Source organism: Xaviernesmea rhizosphaerae, assembly GCF_001938945.1.
Taxonomy (GTDB): domain Bacteria; phylum Pseudomonadota; class Alphaproteobacteria; order Rhizobiales; family Rhizobiaceae; genus Xaviernesmea; species Xaviernesmea rhizosphaerae.
Genome location: NZ_MKIO01000040.1, coordinates 24,255 through 43,052, shown reverse-complemented (window position 1 = coordinate 43,052; position 18,798 = coordinate 24,255). Strand labels below are relative to the sequence as shown.

The 18,798-nt window shown below is 65.2% G+C and carries 19 protein-coding genes; 15 read left to right on the top strand and 4 right to left on the bottom strand.

Going from position 1 to position 18,798, the window contains the following annotated elements:
* Window positions 1-82: 82 nt before the first annotated feature.
* Genes rfbF through BJF92_RS19615 form a run of 4 tightly spaced genes read left to right on the top strand, consistent with a single transcriptional unit; the run spans window position 83 to window position 3,729 of the window.
* Window positions 83-853 carry a glucose-1-phosphate cytidylyltransferase gene (gene rfbF / locus BJF92_RS19630; RefSeq protein ID WP_075636458.1) on the top strand — a complete coding sequence of 257 codons (771 nt, stop codon included), beginning with the start codon at window positions 83-85 and terminating at the stop codon, window positions 851-853.
* Window position 854: 1 nt separating this feature from the next.
* Entirely contained in the window at window positions 855-1,940 is a 1,086-nt protein-coding gene (rfbG, locus tag BJF92_RS19625; protein WP_075636457.1) for a CDP-glucose 4,6-dehydratase, read from the top strand.
* Window positions 1,940-2,503, top strand: coding sequence for a dTDP-4-dehydrorhamnose 3,5-epimerase family protein (locus tag BJF92_RS19620; RefSeq protein ID WP_075636456.1), 564 nt, complete (start codon window positions 1,940-1,942; stop codon window positions 2,501-2,503). The genes rfbG and BJF92_RS19620 overlap by 1 nt, the downstream gene beginning before the upstream one ends.
* Window positions 2,500-3,729 (top strand): class I SAM-dependent methyltransferase, encoded by a 1,230-nt coding sequence (locus tag BJF92_RS19615; RefSeq protein ID WP_075636455.1) that lies wholly within the window; start codon window positions 2,500-2,502, stop codon window positions 3,727-3,729. The genes BJF92_RS19620 and BJF92_RS19615 overlap by 4 nt, the downstream gene beginning before the upstream one ends.
* Before the next feature lie 162 nt (window positions 3,730-3,891).
* On the opposite strand, the gene BJF92_RS19610 is transcribed toward BJF92_RS19615, so the two are convergent.
* Entirely contained in the window at window positions 3,892-4,206 is a 315-nt protein-coding gene (locus BJF92_RS19610; RefSeq protein WP_075636454.1) for a chorismate mutase family protein, read from the bottom strand.
* 108 nt (window positions 4,207-4,314) lie between these two features.
* Between BJF92_RS19610 and BJF92_RS19605 the strand changes: the two genes are divergently transcribed.
* The 9 genes from BJF92_RS19605 to BJF92_RS19565 all read left to right on the top strand — a co-directional run bounded on the left by BJF92_RS19605 (window position 4,315) and on the right by BJF92_RS19565 (window position 13,752).
* Window positions 4,315-5,535 (top strand): glycosyltransferase family 2 protein, encoded by a 1,221-nt coding sequence (locus BJF92_RS19605; protein ID WP_075636453.1) that lies wholly within the window; start codon window positions 4,315-4,317, stop codon window positions 5,533-5,535.
* A gap of 108 nt (window positions 5,536-5,643) precedes the next feature.
* On the top strand, window positions 5,644-7,107 hold the full coding sequence (locus tag BJF92_RS19600) for an AMP-binding protein (RefSeq protein ID WP_078058278.1): 1,464 nt from the start codon (window positions 5,644-5,646) through the stop codon (window positions 7,105-7,107).
* On the top strand, window positions 7,104-8,246 hold the full coding sequence (locus BJF92_RS19595) for a LuxE/PaaK family acyltransferase (RefSeq protein WP_075636452.1): 1,143 nt from the start codon (window positions 7,104-7,106) through the stop codon (window positions 8,244-8,246). Before BJF92_RS19600 ends, BJF92_RS19595 begins: the two co-directional genes overlap by 4 nt.
* Complete coding sequence (locus BJF92_RS19590) at window positions 8,230-9,435, top strand: acyl-CoA reductase (RefSeq protein ID WP_075636451.1); 1,206 nt, start codon at window positions 8,230-8,232, stop codon at window positions 9,433-9,435. Before BJF92_RS19595 ends, BJF92_RS19590 begins: the two co-directional genes overlap by 17 nt.
* A gap of 43 nt (window positions 9,436-9,478) precedes the next feature.
* The gene (locus BJF92_RS19585) at window positions 9,479-9,727 is read left to right on the top strand and encodes an acyl carrier protein (protein ID WP_075636450.1); all 249 of its coding nucleotides are present in this window, start codon (window positions 9,479-9,481) and stop codon (window positions 9,725-9,727) included.
* Window positions 9,724-10,200: a 3-hydroxyacyl-ACP dehydratase FabZ gene (gene fabZ / locus BJF92_RS19580; RefSeq protein WP_075636449.1), complete on the top strand. Its 477-nt coding sequence runs from the start codon at window positions 9,724-9,726 to the stop codon at window positions 10,198-10,200. The genes BJF92_RS19585 and fabZ overlap by 4 nt, the downstream gene beginning before the upstream one ends.
* Window positions 10,201-10,252: 52 nt before the next feature.
* A complete protein-coding gene (locus tag BJF92_RS19575) occupies window positions 10,253-12,046 on the top strand; it encodes a thiamine pyrophosphate-binding protein (protein WP_075636448.1) in 1,794 nt (597 codons plus the stop codon).
* 12 nt (window positions 12,047-12,058) lie between these two features.
* On the top strand, window positions 12,059-13,096 hold the full coding sequence (locus tag BJF92_RS19570; protein WP_075636447.1) for an N-acetylneuraminate synthase family protein: 1,038 nt from the start codon (window positions 12,059-12,061) through the stop codon (window positions 13,094-13,096).
* Between the two features lie 2 nt (window positions 13,097-13,098).
* Window positions 13,099-13,752 (top strand): GNAT family N-acetyltransferase, encoded by a 654-nt coding sequence (locus BJF92_RS19565; protein ID WP_075636446.1) that lies wholly within the window; start codon window positions 13,099-13,101, stop codon window positions 13,750-13,752.
* Window positions 13,753-14,055: 303 nt separating this feature from the next.
* Here BJF92_RS19565 and BJF92_RS19560 read toward each other — a convergent pair whose 3' ends face one another.
* From BJF92_RS19560 to BJF92_RS19550, 3 genes are read right to left on the bottom strand one after another with little or no spacing between them, the layout of a single operon-like run.
* Entirely contained in the window at window positions 14,056-14,808 is a 753-nt protein-coding gene (locus BJF92_RS19560; RefSeq protein WP_075636445.1) for a cephalosporin hydroxylase family protein, read from the bottom strand.
* A gap of 57 nt (window positions 14,809-14,865) precedes the next feature.
* The gene (locus tag BJF92_RS19555) at window positions 14,866-16,020 is read right to left on the bottom strand and encodes a DegT/DnrJ/EryC1/StrS family aminotransferase (protein ID WP_075636444.1); all 1,155 of its coding nucleotides are present in this window, start codon (window positions 16,018-16,020) and stop codon (window positions 14,866-14,868) included.
* A 13-nt stretch (window positions 16,021-16,033) separates the two neighbouring features.
* Window positions 16,034-17,143, bottom strand: a complete 1,110-nt coding sequence (locus BJF92_RS19550) for a hypothetical protein (RefSeq protein ID WP_143524110.1) — start codon at window positions 17,141-17,143, stop codon at window positions 16,034-16,036.
* 154 nt (window positions 17,144-17,297) lie between these two features.
* Here BJF92_RS19550 and BJF92_RS25335 point away from each other — a divergent pair, with 154 nt between their 5' ends.
* Together BJF92_RS25335 and BJF92_RS19545 are read left to right on the top strand one after the other, a co-directional pair.
* Entirely contained in the window at window positions 17,298-17,564 is a 267-nt protein-coding gene (locus BJF92_RS25335) for a hypothetical protein (protein ID WP_143524109.1), read from the top strand.
* Window positions 17,565-17,781: 217 nt separating this feature from the next.
* On the top strand, window positions 17,782-18,657 hold the full coding sequence (locus BJF92_RS19545; protein WP_075636442.1) for a dimethylarginine dimethylaminohydrolase family protein: 876 nt from the start codon (window positions 17,782-17,784) through the stop codon (window positions 18,655-18,657).
* The last annotated feature ends 141 nt before the right edge of the window (window positions 18,658-18,798 follow it).

The window sequence follows — 18,798 nt, the reverse complement described above, 5'->3', positions numbered from 1 at the left end:
CCGAACATGGATGCAGCCCGAACGGCCCTGGCTTCTCTGCCAGGACGGCGGCGGTCCGTTCCATCCTCAAGGAGGAGCGCCGGTGAAAGCGGTGATTCTCGCAGGCGGTCTCGGCTCTCGCATTGCCGAGGAGACGCATCTGCGTCCCAAGCCGATGATCGAGATCGGCGGCCGGCCGATTCTCTGGCACATCATGAAGATCTACTATGCCCATGGCATCCGCGACTTCATCATCTGCTGCGGCTTCAAAGGCTATGTGATCAAGGAATATTTCGCCAATTACGGCCTGCATATGTCGGACATCACCTTCGACTTTGCCGACAGCAGCATGCAGTTCCACCGCAAGAGCGCGGAGGACTGGCGGGTGACGCTGGTGGACACCGGCGAGAACTCGCTGACCGGCGGACGCCTGAAGCGGCTGGAGAAATATCTCAAGGACGAAGAAGCTTTCTGCTTCACCTATGGCGACGGCGTCAGCAATGTCGACATCAGCGGCCTGATCGCCTTCCACAAGGCGCATGGGCAGATGGCGACGGTGACCGCCGTGCGCCCGCCCGCCCGCTATGGCGCGCTGCAGCTCGATGGCGACCGGGTTCAGGGCTTCATCGAAAAACCCGAGGGGGAAGGCGGCTTCATCAATGGCGGCTTCTTCGTGCTCTCTCCGAAGGTGATCGGCCTGATCGAGGGTGATCAGACCAGCTGGGAAGGCGAACCGCTGACGCATCTGGCGTCCGAAGGCCATTTGCGCGCCTTTTTCCATGAAGGCTTCTGGCAGCCGATGGACACGCTGCGCGACAAGAATCACCTCGAAAGCCTGTGGCAGGGCGGCACGCCGCCATGGAAGGTCTGGTAACATGCAGGAAAATTTCTGGCACGGTAAGCGCGTCCTGGTCACGGGCCACACCGGCTTCAAGGGAAGCTGGCTGTCGCTCTGGCTGAAGGAACTCGGTGCGCAGGTCACGGGCCTCTCGCTCGCGCCGCAGACCGAGCCCTCGCTTCATCGTCTCCTGGGCGCGTCGACCGACGACACCGATATTCTCGACATTCGCGACCGCGACGCGGTGCTGGCCCATGTGCTGCGCAGCCGTCCCGAGATCGTCTTCCATCTGGCCGCCCAGGCCCTGGTGCGCGCCGGCTACCGCGATCCGCTCGGCACCTTCGAGGTGAACGTGCGCGGCACCGCCAATCTGCTGGATGCGCTGCGGGCGAGCGAGGACGTGCGCGCCGTCGTGGTGGTGACCACGGACAAGGTCTACAACAATCCCGAAAACGGCCTCGCCTTCATGGAGAGCGATCCGCTCGGCGGGCACGATCCTTACAGCGCCAGCAAGGCGGCGGCGGAGATCGTCGCGGCGAGCTACCGCAACTCCTATTTCGCCGGCCGCAATGTCGGCCTGGCCACCGCGCGTGCCGGCAATGTCATCGGCGGCGGCGACTGGGCGGAAGATCGCCTGATCCCCGACGCCGTGCGTGCCTGGCAGGCCGGCGCCGCCTTGCATGTGCGCCGCCCCAAGGCCATCCGCCCCTGGCAGCACGTGCTGGAGCCGCTCGGCGGCTATCTGGGTCTCGCTCGGCGCCTGTGGGAGGCCCCGGAAGGGGTCGAGGCCTTCAATTTCGGTCCCAACCACGGCGAGGCGGCGTCCGTTGGCGCGGTCCTGCGGCTGGCGGAGCGTCATTTCGGCGGCAAGGGTGCCGGGGTGGTGCTGGGCGACGGCTCCGAGGGGCCGCACGAAGCCGGCTATCTCGTGCTCGACAGCAGCAAGGCCCGCAGCGAACTCGGCTACTATCCGCGCTGGGGCCTGTCTGAAACGCTGCGCCGCACCATGGAATGGTATCGCGCCCAGCGCGAAGGCGCGGATGCGCTAAGCCTGTGCCTGGCCGATATCCGCGATTTCGTCGGAACGGCCAGTCAGTCCGAACGCGAGCGGCTGGCCGGCTGATGAGCAAGCGGTTCGAGATCGAGGCGACGCCGCTTGACGGCCTGCTCCTGTTGAAGCGCCGCCCGATCGCGGATCCGCGCGGCAGTTTCGCCCGCCTGTTCTGCGCCGAGGAACTCGCCGCTGCCGGCTGGCATGGGCCCGTTGCCCAGATCAATGAAAGCCGCACCCGGCACAGGGGCACCGTGCGTGGCCTGCACTATCAGAAGCCGCCTTTCGCCGAGATCAAGCTGGTCTCCTGCGTCGAAGGCGCCATTCTCGATGTGGCGGTCGATCTTCGACCGCAATCGCCCACTTACCTGAAGACCCATGCGGCCGAGCTTTCGGCAGGCAATGCCTGTGCGCTGATGATCCCCGAGGGATTCGCGCATGGTTTTCAGGCCCTGACCGACGATGTCAGGATGATCTACGTCCATTCCGCGCCCTATGCCGCCGAGGCCGAGGCCGGGATCGACGCCACCGATCCGACCCTGTCGATCGCCTGGCCCCTGCCGGTCGCCAACCGTTCGCCGCGCGACGAGGCCTTGCCGAGGCTATCCATTCCTGACGAGAGGTTTTCCGCATGAAGTGCCGGCATTGCGGCGCGCAGCGCATGGTGCCCTTCCTGGATCTGGGCACCGCCCCCCCGTCCAATTCCTATGTGGAGCCCGCCGAGCGCGACCAGCCGGAACTGTGGTATCCGCTTGTCGTGCGCTGCTGCCAGGCCTGCCGTCTGGTGCAGACGGAGGACTTTGCCGCGCGCGAGACCTTCTTCTCGCCGCGCTATGCCTATTTCAGCGCGATCTCCTCCTCCTGGGTCGCCCATGCCGAGCGCTATGTCGCCGCCATGCAGGAGCGTTTCGCGCTGGGCGCGCGATCGCATATCGTCGAGATCGCCGCCAATGACGGCTATCTGCTGCAGCACGCGGTCGCGCGCGGCATTCCCTGCCTGGGCGTCGAGCCGACCGCGAGCACGGCGGCTGCGGCCCGCGCCAGGGGCATAGAGATCGTCGAGGCCTTCTTCGGCGAAGCGCTCGGCGCCGAGCTGGCGGAAAAGGGCCTTGCCGCCGATCTGACCGCCGCCAACAATGTGCTGGCGCATGTGCCTGATATCAACGACTTCGTGCGCGGCTTCGCCCGCCTGCTGAAACCATCAGGCGTGGCCACCTTTGAATTCCCGCATCTGCTCAACATGGTGCGCGAGGGCCAGTTCGATACGACCTATCACGAGCATTATTCCTATCTTTCGCTGACCGCGGTCGAGCGGATCTTCCGCGAGAACGGCCTGACGGTCTTCGATGTGGAGACGACGCCGTGGCATGGCGGCAGCCTGCGTGTCTTCGCCATGCGCAGCGATGCCGCCGCCCATGCCGTTAGCCCGGCGGTTGCCGACATGCTCGCCAGCGAGGAGGCCGCCGGTCTTCTCACCGATGGCTTCTACACCGGCTTTCAGGAGACGGCCGCCGGCGTGCGCGACGGCTTTCTCTCCTTCCTGATCGACTGCCGGCGGCAGGGCCTGAAGGTGGCCGCCTATGGCGCGGCCGCCAAGGGCAACACGCTTTTGAACTTTTCGGGCGTCAAGCAGGATCTCCTGTCCTTCGTCGTGGACAAGAATCCAGCAAAACAAGGGCTGCTCCTGCCCGGCAGCCGCATTCCCATCGTTACCGAGGAGAGGCTTCGCGCGGAGAAGCCGGAAAGGGTCGTGATCCTGCCATGGAATCTTCAAAGCGAGATCATGCAGCAACTTCAATATATCACCGACTGGGGTGGGAGGTTCGTGACGGCCGTGCCGAAGCTGACGGTCCATCCCTGACGACGCCGGTGGCCGAGGCCGTGCGCAGCGAGATCATCAAGCAGGTGCTCCAGGCAGAGCCGCTGATCGTCGCGCCGCAGGCTGTCGCGGTCGCCAAGCGCTGATCGCGCGGGAGCAGAGCCGTCGCAGGCAGGGCGCCGGCTTTCGCGCCGCGCCGCCGCGTCAGCGAGCGTCCTCGGCGGTCTCGCCGAGAGCCGCCTGTTCATGGGCGATGGCGTGGCGGATCAGCTGTTCCCAGATCCTGTCGTAGAAATCCGCGTCCAGCCCGTGGCGGGCGGCATGCGTGCGGGCATTGCGACGTACCTCGTCTACCCGCTCGGGAATGTCCGCCTTCAGGCCGATCTCCCGCTTGATCTCCGCCGCGCGGCCGATATAGCCCCAACGCTCGGCAAAAAGCTGCATGAGAGCCGCGTCGAGGCGGTCGATTTCCGCGCGGATCTCCGGCATGGACCGGCATTCGGCAGGTGTTTTCATCACAGTCTCCGGGGTGGCTGTCGGCTCCCATATGCGCCGCGGCCCTGGCCTCGGCAAGCCTCGCAAAAGCCGCTCCACCTAGAATTCGGTTGAAACCCGATGAGGATATCCATGTTCCCCAGGCCGAAATTGACCGTTTGCGTTCCCTCGCGAAACCGTCAGCGCACCTTCAAGGAGACGATCCGCGCGCTGCTTCAGCGGCCGCGCGTCGACGTCCAGTTCGTTTTCGCCGACAATTCCGATGATCCTACGATCATGGACACGTTCATGGCCGACCGGCTGGCCGATCCCCGGATCGTCTATCTCTCCTCGCCGCCCGAGACCCTGTCGATGGTTCTCAACTGGGAGCGGTCGATCGAGGCGGCCGAGGGCGAATTCATCTGCATGATCGGCGATGACGACTATGTCGATGTCAAGGTCATCGACATGATCAACCGGGTTCAGGCACTCGATCCCGCGCTCGACGTGCTCGGCTGGCACCGGATGTCCTACAACTGGCCGGGCATGCCGCGCCCGCCGGCCAATGTCGCGGTGAGCCTGGAAACCAACGTCCGCAAGATCCCGCGCGAGCTGCTCTATACAGAGTTCTTCGGCTGGCGCGGCGTGCCCAATACCCCGCGCATCCCCATCGGCTTCTACCATGGCGCCGTGTCCAAGGCGCTGATGGACAGTTTCAAGGAGCGCTTCGGCAGCTATTGCGGCAACCCCGTCGTGGATTTCGACAATGTCTGCAAGGTCGTCTCCTCGGCCAAGGCGCTGTACTTCTGCGGGCGGCCCTTCTCCGTCATGGGCGCCTGCGCGGAGAGCAATTCGGCCGCGGCCTACAATACCGATATCTACAAGCAGTCCCACAAGCGCTTCATGAAGGAAGTCGGCCGCAACACCGACGAGGACGACTATCTCAAGGATACGCCCTTCCGCGCCGAGATGGGACTGATGGCCTGCATCCTGACGGTCCAGATCTGGTTCACCAAGACCTATGGCTACGAGATGTTGCCCGGCTGGGAGAAGGGCTTTGCCGAAGCCTGCTCCCGCAATTGCGAGTACATGGACACCAAGGAAAGCTACGACCATACGGTGCGGGGATACCGCCGCGCGCTGCGGCAGTGGCAGGGCGGAAAATACATTCCCTTCTTCAAGCCCGAGCCCTTTATCGATCGCTACAAGGCCCGGCTCAAGACCGGCGTCATCGACGGCAAACTCTTCCTCGAGGAGCGTCTGCCGGGTATCTCCACGCCGGAAGAACTCTATGCGTTCGTCGAGCAGATCATTGTCCCTCCGGAAGAGGTGACGATCGAGGCGCAGCCGGCGCGGGTGGCAAAATCCGCCTGATGCGCTGAGCCGCGGCCCAGGAGGCGGGCCGCTTTTTAACGGCAAAGCCCGGAGACCAGCCGGGTTGCCACTCTCATCGAGGAGGCCGATCTGACCGAGGAGGCCGAAATGACGGGCGTCTTTCCGTCGCAGCCGACATCTCTGCGCCTGATGGACGCCATCGGCGACAGCGAGAGCCGGGCCTTGTTCCTCTGCGAGGATGGTGCCGAGCTTGTCCTCGGCCAGATGCTGGCGCTCGCCGAGCATGCCGGCTTTCGCGAAACGCGCCGGCGGCTGGTCTTCTGCCTCAGCGACAATGATCCGGGCGGCCTGCTCGGCTATCTCGCGCTGATGCGCGCCGGCGCCGTTCCCGCCATGCTCGGCACGGCCTTGCCGGGCGAGCGGATCGCTGCGCTCATCAACGTCTATCGACCGGACTTTCTCTGGCTGCCGGAAAAGCGCGTCGCAGAATTTGCCGATCTCGTGCCCGTTCACGACGCCCATGGTTACTGGCTTCTGGCGGCGCAGGCCGGCGAGGGGCATGCGCTGCATCCCGACCTGGCGCTGCTGCTCGCCACATCCGGCAGCACCGGCAGCCCCAAATTTGTCCGCCTTTCCCACACCAATCTCCATGCCAATGCCGCGGCGATCGTCCGCTATCTGGCGCTGACGCCCAAGGACCGGCCGGTCACCACCCTGCCGCCGGCCTATTCCTATGGCCTGTCCGTGCTGCACAGCCATCTGCTTGCCGGCAGCACCATTGCGCTCACCGCGCGCACCTTCTTCGATCGCGGCTTCTGGGACGTTCTGCGCAGCGCCGGCGTCACCAGCCTGGCCGGCGTTCCCTATCACTACGAGATGCTGAAGAAGCTGCGCTTCGCATCGATGGACCTGCCCGCGCTCAACACGCTGACCCAGGCCGGCGGGCGGATGGATCCGGCGCTGACGCGCGAATTCGCCACGCTGTGCGCCGAGCGCGGCATGCGCTTCTTCTCCATGTATGGCCAGACCGAGGCGACCGCCCGCATGGCCTATCTTTCGCCTGACAAGGCCATCCGCAAGGCCGGCAGCATCGGCCAGCCGATCCCCGGCGGCCGCTTCCAGCTGATCGATGCGGAGGACGCGCCGGTCGAGGGCTCCGACCTGGCGGGAGAGCTGGTCTATGAGGGCCCGAATGTCTGCCTCGGCTATGCCGAAGGGGCCGCCGATCTCGCGCTTGGCGATGTCTTCGGCGGGACCCTGCGCACCGGCGATCTGGCGCAGCGCGACGCGGAGGGCGACTACACCATCGTCGGCCGGCTCAAGCGCTTCCTCAAGCTTTTTGGCTACCGCGTTAATCTGGAGGATATCGAGCGCGCTTTGATCGCCGATGGCCATGCCGTGGCCTGCGCGGGGCGCGACGATCTTCTGGAGATCTATCTGGTCGAGGGCACGCCCGAAATAGGCAAGGCCATCAAGAGCCGTCTGGTGTCTGAGATCAAGGTCGCGCCCCAGGGCATCAAGGTCCATGCCGTTGCCGCCCTGCCGCGCGGCGACAATGGCAAGATCCGCTATGGCGACCTCGACGGTCTGAGCCGGGAGACGCTTGCATGACAGCCCACGCCCTCACCGACACCAACGCCGCAGAAGACGGCGCGGCCGATCCGTCGCCGCTGGCCATCGGCCCCTGGCTCGCGGCCGATCCCTATGGGATGACGGCCGCGGAGAAGGATGCGGCGCTTTCGGCGGTGCTGCGCGCGCTGACGCAGCACCATCGCGCGGCCTGCCCCGACTATGCCCGCATTCTCGATCTTCTCGGAACGGGCGAGAACGGTATGACGCATCTGGCCGATGTGCCCTTCCTGCCGGTGCGCCTGTTCAAGGCCTTCGATCTTCTGAGCGTGCCGCGCGATGAGGTCTTCAAGACCATGACCTCCTCGGGCACCAGCGGGCAGAGCGTCTCGCGCATCTATCTCGACCGCGAGACGGCGGCGCTGCAAGGCAAGGTGCTGGCGCGGCTGATGGGGGATCTGCTCGGGCCGAAGCGCCTGCCGATGCTGGTGATCGATTCTCCGGCCGTGCTGCGCGACCGCAACGCCTTTTCTGCACGCGGAGCCGGCATTCTCGGCTTCTCGCTGTTCGGCAAGGACGTGACCTATGCGCTCGATGACGAGATGCGGCTGAACCTGCCGGCCATCGAGGCCTTTCTGGCGCGCCATGCCGGGGAGCGCATCTTCCTCTTCGGCTTCACCTTCATGATCTGGCAGCATTTCCATCGCGCGCTTGAAGCCTCCGGCATCCGGCTGCCGATCGACAATGGCATTCTGCTGCATGGCGGCGGCTGGAAGAAGCTGCAGGACGAGGCGGTGGACAATGCCGAATTCCGCGCCGCGCTGGGGCGGTCCACCGGCATTTCCCGCGTGGTCAATTATTACGGCATGGTGGAGCAGACCGGCTCGATCTTTCTCGAATGCGAGCATGGCCATCTGCATGCGCCGATTCAGGCCGAGGTGATCATCCGCGATCCGCTGACCTTCCGATGCATGGAGGTGGGGGAGACGGGGCTGATTGAGGTGCTCTCCCTGCTGCCGCGCAGCTACCCCGGCCATGCGCTCCTGACCGAGGATCTCGGCCGGATCGAGGGCGTGGACGATTGCCCGTGCGGACGCCATGGCACCTATTTTTCTGTGGCCGGACGCATCGCCAAGGCCGAGGTCAGAGGATGCAGCGATACCTATGAAGCCCGTTCCTGATCTTCCCGTCACGCTGCGCGTCGGCGGTCCCCTGCGCACGATCGAGCGCCGGCCGCTGCCGCCCTATGCGCCGGAGGTGCTGGCCTTTCTCACCGCCCTGTCGAAGCGCCTGCTGACCGCGCCGCAGACGCGGCTTCATCCCGATATCGCCGCCTTTGCCTATTGGTGCCGGCCGGCAAACCTTGCGCGGCTGCAGCGTGCCTTCGGCGCGGCGCATGCCCGCCTCGGCCGCGGCCTCGCCTTGCACATCGCTCCGGCCAATGTGCCTGTCAATTTCGCCTTTTCCTTTGCCTTCGGGCTGCTGGCGGGCAATGCCAATATCGTGCGCATTCCCGATGCCGGCCATCCGCAGGCCGAGGTGATCTGCGATGCGCTGGCCGCGCTGTTCGCCGACCCGGCGCACCGCCGCGTGGCGGCCATGAACCGGCTGATCCGCTATCCGCGCAGCGATGCGATCACGGGCAGCCTGTCGCAGATCGCCCAGGCGCGGCTCCTGTGGGGCGGGGACGAGACGGTCTCACGCCTGCGAGCGCTGCCGGTCCATCCGCGCTGCGTCGACATCGCTTTCGCCGACCGCTATTCCTTCTGCATCCTGGATGCCGATGCCGTGCTGGAGGCGAGCGATACGGTTCTCGCGTCGCTTGTCAAGGGTTTCTACGACGACGTCTTCCTGCTCGACCAGAATGCCTGCTCCTCGCCGCATCTCGTGCTCTGGCAGGGGACGGCGAAGGCGAAGGCGGCGCAGGCCCGCTTCTGGCCGGCCATGACCGCCTATCTCGAGAAGAGCTATGCGCTCGCGCCGGTCCATGCGGTCGATAAGTTCGTGCATCTGTGCGCCACCGCGATCGCCCTGCCGGAGGCGGCCGCATCGCAGCGCCACGACAATTTCGTCTACCGCGTCGTGCTCGACCGCCTGCCGGCCGACATCGAACGCCATCGCGGCCGCAACGGCTTCTTCTACGAGCATGCCACCGATGATTTGACCTGCCTCGCCGGCATCGTCGAGGAGCGCTACCAGACGGTCACCACCTTCGGCATCGACCGTGACGCGCTCGTTCAGTCCATCATCGCGCAAGGTCTGTCGGGCATAGACCGGGTGGTTCCCGTCGGCAAGGCGCTCGATATCGGGGTCATCTGGGACGGATATGATTTGATCGGCGAACTCTCGAGGATCGTCCACACGGCATAGGGCGGCCCGGGCGCCTTCTGCCTCCAGCAAGGATGTGTAAGACATGAGCAACCGCGAAACCTATGATTCCGCCTTCACCGAGACCTTCATGATCGAGGCGAAGGATCTGCCCGGCCTGAAGTATCAGGGCGTCGCGGCCTGGGACAGCGTCGGTCACATGGCCCTGATGGCGGCCTTGGAAGAGGCTTTCGGCATCGAGATGGACATTGACGACATCATCGAATTCTCCGGCTACGAGGCCGGCCAGGCGATCCTGTCCAAGTACAACGTCGCCATCGAGCCGGCCGCATGAGCGAGACGCAGGCCCATCCCGGCTTCGACATCAACGGCATTATCCGCCATCAGCGCAACCGCTATCCGGTGCTCCTGATCGACCGGGTGACGGCGGTCGATCCCGGCAAGAGCGCGCAAGCGGTCAAGTGCTTCACCTATAATGAATGGTTCTTCCCCGGCCATTTCGATGACGAGCCGAACGTGCCCGGCTTCGTGCAGATCGAATCGCTGACGCAGACCTTCATCATGACCTTCCTCTGCATGGAGGAATACAAGGGCATGAAGACCAATTTCGTCTCGATCAACAATGTCCGCTTCCGGCGCAAGATCGTGCCGGGCGACGTGCTGCGCATCGAGGCGAAGCTGACCTCGTTCAAGCGCGGCCTGGCGATCGGCTCGGTCGAAAGCTTCGTCGGCGAGGAGCCGGCCTGCAGCGGCGATTTCGTCGTGGCCGTGCCCGACATTCTCGATCGCTACAAGCCGCGGAGCTGAGGCCCCGCGCCGCCGGCCTCACCTCCGGCGCAACAGGAAAGAGCAAAATGCCATGCGCGTCGCCGACTACATCATGCAGCGTCTGGAAGAGGCGGGCATCGGCCATGTCTTCCTCGTCACCGGACGCGGCGCGCTGTTCCTGACCGATGCGCTGGCGAAGAACACGGCGCTAACGCCCATTTCCGTCCATCACGAGCAGTCGGCGGCCTTTGCCGCTGTCGCCTATGCGCATCAGCGCGAGGGCATCGGCGCCTGTCTCGTCTCCACCGGCTGCGCCTCCACCAATGCCATGACCGGTGTTCTCTGCGCCTGGCAGGACGGGGTGCCCTGCATTTTCATTTCCGGCCAGAACACGCTGAAGGAAACGACGCGCCACACCGGCCTGCCGCTGCGCACCTATGGCCAGCAGGAAGCCGACATCGTTTCGCTGGTCACGCCGATCACCAAATATGCCACGATGATCACCGCGCCGGAGCAGATCGTCGAGGCCATGGACAAGGCGCTGACGCTTGCCAATTCCGGCCGCAAGGGTCCCGTCTGGATCGACGTGCCGCTCGATCTGCAGAGCGCGCAGATCGATCCCGCTGCGATCGCGCGCGCCGAGATCGTCCTCGAGCGGCCCGCGCCGAGCGATGAGGATATCCAGGCTGTTCTCTCCGCCCTGTCGTCGGCCGAGCGCCCCGTGGTGCTGATCGGCAGCGGCGTGCGCGGCGCCGGCGCGCAAAAGGCGTTCCAGCGTTTCGTCGAGCGCCATCGCCTGCCCGTCACCTTCGCGGCTTCTGCGCCCGACACCTATGGCAGCGGCCATGATCTTTCGATCGGCTCCGTCGGCGCCATGGGCTGCTCGCGGGCGGGCAATTTCGCCGTGCAGAATGCCGATCTCGTGCTGGTGCTCGGCTGCCGCCTGACCTCGCTGACCACGGGGCCCGATTTCTGCAAGTTCGCCCGCGCGGCAAAGACCATCGTCGTCGACATCGACCCGGCCGAGCATGGCAAGGAGACGATCCGCATCGACCGGCTGGTGCATGCCGATCTCGCCATCTTCCTCGACCGCCTCGAAGCGGCCGAGCCCGCCTCCGATGCTGCGCGCCATGCCGGATGGGTCGAGACCTGCCGCCGTTGGAAGGCGCTGTTTGCCGAGGTGGAACCGGCATTCCGCCATGAAGAGAAGGTCGATCTCTACGAACTGGCCGAGCGGCTGCCAGCGCATCTGCCGCCAAGGGCGACGCTCGTTACCGATTCCGGCCTGAACGAGGTGATCCTGCCCAGCAATATGCGCTTCGGCGCGGAGATGACCTGCGTCCATCCCGCCCTTCAGGGCGCCATGGGCTTTGCCCTGCCGGCCACGATCGGGGCGAGCTTTGCCGGCGGAAGCGATGCGGTCGTGGCCGTGATCGGCGACGGCTCGATCATGATGAACCTGCAGGAGCTGGAGACGATCCGTTTCCATGCCCTGCCGGTGAAGATCATCGTCATCAACAACAATGTCTATTCCATCATCCGCCGGCGCCAGCAGGACATGTTCCGCAAGCGCGTCATCGGCACGGACCCGGAAACGGGCGTGAGCTGCCCTGATTTTTCCAAGGTGGCGGACTGCTTCGGCCTCGCCTATCTCAGGATCGACCACCGCGACGATCTCGACCAGGGTCTGGCGGCGATGATGGAGCGCGCGGGGCCGGTGCTCTGCGAGATCATGGGCCGTCCCGACCAGGAATATATCGAGCTGGGCCAGGCCCGCAGCCTGGCGGACCGCCGCTTCGTGCGCCGCCCGCTCGAAGACCAGATTCCCTTTCTCGATCGCGAGCTCTTCCTCCGGGAAATGATCGTCGAGCCGATCGACCAGTAGCAGGACTTTGCCATGGCAACGCTGACCCTTCGCAACGGCCGTGTGATCGGCGATTATCGCGCGCCCTATGTGATTGCCGAACTCAATACGAGCCATTTCGGCGACATGGACATCGCCCGGGCGATGATCGACCGGGCCAGGGAGGCCGGCTGCGATTGCGTCAAGTTCCAGTCCTGGAGCACGGAATCGCTCTATTCCGAAAGCTATTACCGACAGAACGCCATCGCCAAGCGCATCGTCCACAAGTTCTCCATGGACGAGGAGGCGCTCAAGGCGCTGTCGGTCTATTGCGCCTCCGTCGGCATCGACTTCGCCTCCACGCCCTATTCGCGCCGCGAGGCCGCCTTTCTGGTTGAAGACTGCAATGTGCCCTTCATCAAGATCGCCTCGATGGAGCTGAACAATCTGCCCTATCTGACCTATCTGGGCGAGCTGGGCGCTCCCCTGGTGCTCTCCACGGGCATGGGCACGCTGGAGGAGATCATCACCGCCGTGCGCACGGTCGAGGCGACCGGCAACCGCGATATCGTCATCCTGCATTGCACCTCGGTCTATCCGGCGCCGCCCGAGACGATCCGCCTGCAGAACATCCTCGGCCTGCGCAGCGAGTTTCCGGCCTATCCGATCGGCTATTCCGACCACAGCATCGGCATCGAGATCCCGGCGGCCTCCGTCGCGCTTGGCGCCGGCGTGATCGAAAAGCATTTCACGCTCGACAGCAGCCGCATCGGCATGGACAACCAGATGGCCACCGAGCCGGAGGAGATGGCGCGGATGATCGCCGCCTGCCACACCGTGCACAAGGCGCTGGGCGGCACCGGCCGTATTCTGGACCCTGCCGAGCGCGACCAGATCCCGAAGATGCGCCGCAGCCTGATCGCGGCCCGGCCGCTCAAGGCCGGTGACCTGATCGCCGCCGAGGATCTCGACGCCAAGCGTCCCGGCACCGGCCTTCCGCCCGGTGACATGGCCGTCCTGATCGGCAAGCGACTCACGCGCGACATCGAAGCCGATGCCGCGATTGCCGCAAGCGACGTCGAGGCACCCTGACCATGGCGATTGCTCCCCCGGAGTTCGGCGCAACGATCGAGGAGATCGTGCAGGGCCGCCTGCCGGCGACCTTGGCGCTGCAGACCCCCGATGGCACGCCGATCGGCCGGCTGGTGCCGGTCACGCGCGCCCATCTGGAGGATGCGTTCGTCATCGGCAAGCTGACCGACTGGCGCAACGCCAATATGGCCGCGTTCTTCACCCAGTTCACCGCGACGCCGGAGCGCACCCGCGCCTGGCTGGACAAGGTCGTTCTGGCCGCCACCAACCAGATGATCTTCCTGATCTATGCCGAAGACGATCAGCTGATCGGCCATTTCGGCTTCAAGGATCTGACTGAGGACGAGGTGCTTCTGGACAATGCCATGCGCGGCGAGCGCGGCGGCCATCCGAAGCTCTTGCAGATCGCCGGCGAAACCCTGATCGACTGGCTGTTTGCCGCCGCGAAGGTGCGCGTGGTCTATGGCATCGTGCTGACCACCAACGTCCCCGCCATCATGATGAACCGGGCCATGGGCTTCGGCCTGTGGGACAAATATCCACTGGCAAAGACCGAACATCAGGGCGAAACGCGCTGGGCCATGGGTGAAAAAGGCGCTGTCAGCCCCGACAATGTCTATTGCTACCGCGTCGAGATCGTCCGCGAGCGCGCCTGACCGGAGAACGGGCCGGGCCAAGGCCCGGCCGAGCCTTTCCTGTCGCGGGCTCCAGCGCCGATCCGCCGAGGCGCGCGGCGCGAAGGCTGGGCCCTTGGCTTCATCATAAATCCGGCATGATCGCGCTGAACCGCGCCTTGATGGTGCAAGGCCATGCCTTGTCTTTCCGCGTGCCGTGTCCTGCCCTGCGCTGAAACGCAAGACGGGATGGCGCCCCCTTCAGGTCCGCCATCCCGCTCATCGAATCTGCCGCGGATCCGACCTTGTCGAGGCCTGATCCGCGGCTTCAGCTCTATTCCGGGCTCAGCCCTTCAGGCACTTGAGATAGCCGCCCGGCGAGCTGGAGAGAACCAGCTTGCCGTTGACGACGGGATCCGGCTCGAAACGGTCGGTCTCTTTCAGATAGGCGTTGAGCGCGGCGAAGGGCTCGTCGCCGGGCATCCAGATCTTGGAGCGCTTGGTCGGGATCTGCTCGGGCTTGCTCTGGCCGAGCAGCGTGTCGGCGACGACGAGATATTGTCCCTCGGTCACCAGCGGACCGTAATGGCGCAATTCGTCCAGCACATGGTCGCGGCTGTGATCGCTGTCGAGAACCACCATCACCGACGCCCCCTCGGGGATCGCAGCCTTGACCTGCGCCATGACCTCCGGCGCCGTCGAAGGGCCCTGGATCAGCTCGACGCGGTGCGCCAGCGGGTGGGTCTCGATCGATTCGCGGTTATGGGCGCGGATGTCGATATCGACGCCGACCACCTTGCCCTTGCCGATCAGCTGCAGGAGCGCGGCCATCATGATGACCGAGCCGCCGCGCGCCACGCCGGTTTCGATGATGACGTCGGGCTTGGTCGCCCAGATTACCTCCTGGGTGGCCATCACATCGGCGGGCTGCTGGATGATCGGCAGGCCCAGGAACGACCAGAGATAGGCATAGTCGTACTTGTCGAGCGTGACGAGCATCTCCGTCGACTGATCCAGCGCGTCACGATCACGGCCGAGCGCGACGCACATTTCGCGCTTGTGGGCTTCGAATTCCTGACGGTCGTCCTTAACGGTCATGACGCGTGTCTTCTTTCCTTGATCGGCCGGCCATTCGCCGGCCCTCTTGATGGTGGTTCAGGCGATGGCAGCACGCAGCGGCGCAGGCGCGGCCTGCGCAGCCGCCAAGGCGAGCAGCACGTCGGCGACACGATCGATTTCCGCGTCGGTCATGTCGTGGAAGCTCGGCAGGTTGATCGCGCGGCCGGGAATGTCATAGGCATTGTGGTTTTCCGTCCGGCTCTCGAACATGTCGAGGCTCGACAGCGGATAGAAGAACACGCGCGCATCGATGTTGGCAGCCTTGAAGGCGGCCTGCATCATCTCGCGGGTCACGCCGCTGTCGGCGGCAAAGACGGCCGTCGGCATCCAGGCGCCGTTGATGCCGTTCCTCGGCTCGGGATTGAGGCTGATCGCGTTGACATGCGACAGACGCCGGCGGTAGGCGGCAAGGATCGCCTGCTTGCGCGCGGTCAGCTCCGCAATTCGCTCGATCTGCGCACAGCCGATGGCGGCCTGTATGTTCGACATCTTGTATTTGAAGCCGATTTCGTCCGGCCAGAACTGCTTGGTCTGCCCCCGCGCGCGGCCGTGATTGCTCAGCGTCAGCACACGCTCGTAAAGCGCGGGGTCGCTGGTGGCGAAAAGTCCGCCTTCGCCCGTGGTCACGGTCTTGGTGCCATGAAAGGAGAAGGTGGAGAACAGGCCCATCGACCCGGCCTGCCGGCCGGAGAGCTCGGAGCCGATGGCTTCGGCCGCATCCTCGATGACGGGCACGCCATGGCGCCGGCCGATCTCCAGGAGGCGGTCCATGTCGCAGAGATTGCCATAGAGATGGGTGGCGATGATCGCCTTGGTGCGCGGCGTGATCGCCGCCTCCACCGCGTCCGGATCGAGGCACCAGCTGTCGGAGAGCACATCGACGAAGACCGGCGTGGCGCCGAGATGGACGATGGGCGAGACGGTGGCCACCCAGTTGGTATCGGCCAGGATCACCTCGTCGCCCGTGCCGATGTCCAAGGCATAGAGGCCCATATGCATGGCGCCGGTGCAGCTCGACGTGGCGATGGCATGCGACACGCCGAGATGGGCGGCGAAGCCGGCCTCGAAGCGCTGGATATATTCGTAGCAGCGGTCGCCCCAGCCATGGGCGGCGGCATCGCCGGCATAGGCGACCTCAAGCGCTCCGATGGAGGGCTTGGTATAGAGAATGCGCGGCAGGCCGTTGGTCATGGCTGGAATCCGATCAATGCAGCTGCGCTTCGTCGCACAGAAGGGCGACGGGCACGAGGAGCGCCTTGGCGGCGTCGTAGAATTCCTGCGCCGTCTGCGCCCCGCCGAGGAACCGATCGACCATCAGCACGTCGCCCTGCAGGCCGCGGCGCCGGTCGGAGGTCGGGTTCTCGTTGAATTCCGGACGGAAGCCCGAGGCCAGACGCGGATCGAAGCCCTGGAAGGCGGCGAAATAGCCGTTGCCCTTGGCGACAAAGGCGCGGCGGTCGGTTTCCATCATGCAGTCGATCATGCAGGCGCGCAGGAAATCCTCGTTCGCCGTCCATTCATTGCCCAGTTCGCCCAGAACATGGAACTGCGCTTCGGCCACCGCGCCGGTGAGCCCGAGGCCGGCATGGAAGGGGAAATTATGCGTCGGCTTATGGCTCGCGGGCGCCTTGTAGGCCGGCATGTTGATGGCAGACATCGGCCGGTCGCAGAAGGCCATGGCATCGCTGAACAGAAGCACGCGTCCGGACCATTCATATTGCGGCACGGGCGAGGACCATCCGTCATTGACGGGCAGCGACAGCAGCGTATCCAGAAGCGACCGGCGCAGCGCCCCGTGATAGAGGCCAAAGGGCATGCGCGGCGCATTCAGGCTGCCCGACCAATAGAAGAAGGCCTTCAGCATGGCCGTCTTGTCGAACATGTTGATGTGATAATGGGCGGGGACGGCCACCGGGCCGGAAACGCCGGGAACGGCCAGCGGGTCGATCTGAAAGCTGTTCCAGCCAAGCGCATCGATTTCGGGCGAGCGGCGCTCGAGATAATGCACCATGATGGCGAGTTCGGGATCGAGCGTATCGGACGGGCGCACGAGCGTGACCCAGCGGCCGGTGGCGCGGCTGGCGGTCTGGCGCCAGAGCGCGCGCGCGGCCGGCGCCGTGTCGAGGGTTTCCAGCACCAGGCGCTTGTCGTCCGCCGCAAGCGCGGCAAGGTCTTCCGACGGCGCGGCGGCTGCGGACGAGAACAGCGCAATCACCTCCACATCCGCAGCCGGATCCTTCAGAAGCTTGGCGACGAGATGACCGAGATCGGGCGCTTCGCCTTCGACGGGAATGCAGATGGAGAGCGTGGCCATGGGTTTCTCCCGGGAGATCGGGCGCCCGAAGACGAGGGCGCCGCCTGAAATCTGACGGGCGGATGTCGCTGCCTTGGCTTTCCCCGGCACAGCGGCCGCGAACAGGGCAGGCGCGTCCATAAAGGCCGCCCGTTGTCGTTCTAGGCGGCAAAGCTTGAGCGAGGCTTTGCGCGAAAAACGCCTCTTCGTTCGAATTGTCGTTCTCGGGTTAATCGGCCGGAAGCAGGCCTCCTCTATGGTGGCTGCAACAAGGCCAGACGGTTCCCCTGCCGGTGGCTTTGCCCGGCGCCTCATGTTTTTGCGTTGCGCCGCGACCTCCCCGCTGCCGCAGGATGTCCCCCACATCCTGCGGCTTCTTTTTTTGCTGCATGCGGCAGGCCATGACCGCCAACAGTCTGTTCAAGATTTGCTGTTGGTCTGACGAAAATGGTGATTTCGAGAACTGGAGCGCAGCGTCCTTAAGGTACGTGTGCACCGGAAGCGCAGAAATTGCCATTTGCAGGCGGCCAACGGCGATTATTGGACAGACTGCAAGATGGATCCGCCGTTTCAACGCCGGCTTCGATGCGCTAAAGAGGGCGCGCCCACAGGCATGACAGGCAGCCCTGCCGGCGCCGGAGCGAAACGGAGACGCGGACGTGAGTGGCTATGGTGCCCAGGACATGGCTCTGCCCCTGCGCAGGGTTTTGATGCGCCGCCCCGGCGAAAGCCTGCGCAAGGCCGATCCGGCGGTCTGGCATTATGGGGCCCGTTTCAACGCCGAACAGGCGATCGCGGACTATGACGGGCTTGTGCGCCTGCTAATGGACCGCCATGTCGAGATCGCCTGGCTTGGCGAGCGCGATGACGGTCTGGCCGATTCGATGTTCACCGCCGATCTCTCGCTGGTCACGGCAAAGGGCGCCGTGGTGCTGCGGCCCGGCAAGCCGGCGCGGGCGGGCGAGGCGGCGCTGCACGAGGCGGCCTTTCGCGCCGCCGGCATTCCGCTGCTCGGACGCATCAAGAGCCCCGGCACGGTGGAGGGCGGTGATTGCCTGTGGCTCGATGCCGAGACGCTGGCCGTCGGGCGTGGCCTGCGCACCGACGAGGACGGCATCGCCGCGCTGTCGGAGCTTCTGGCGCCTGAGGGCATCGACGTTCTCGGCTATGACCTGCCGCTGTGGCGTGGCGCCGATGCCTGCCTGCATCTCGGCTCCGTCGCCACATTTCTCGCGCGCGATCTCGCGCTGATCTTCCCGCCGATCCTGCCGGTCTCCTTCTACCGCCTGCTGGAGGAGTGGGGCGTGTCGATGATCGAGGCGCCGGCCGAGGAGTTTCGCGACAGCGCAGGCATGAGCGTCGGCGTGCTGACGCTCGGCCCCCGCGACATCGTCATGCTCGACGGCTATCCCCGAACGCGCGCGGCGATGGAGGAGGCCGGCTGCACCGTGCATCTCCTGTCGGCCGAGGCGCTGTGCATCGGCTGCGAGGGTGGGCTGGGCGGTCTCGTCTGCCCGATCCTGCGCGAGGCCTGATTGGCGGAGTGCTCCCAGGCGACGGTCTAGACTTGCCTCGGCGCGAAAGCGCCGTTATTCCCCTTGGCCCATGTCATGGTGCCGCCCTGTTTTGCAGGAAGGAAGGCGCCTGCCGCCCGCACGGCCTATTCATCCAAAGCG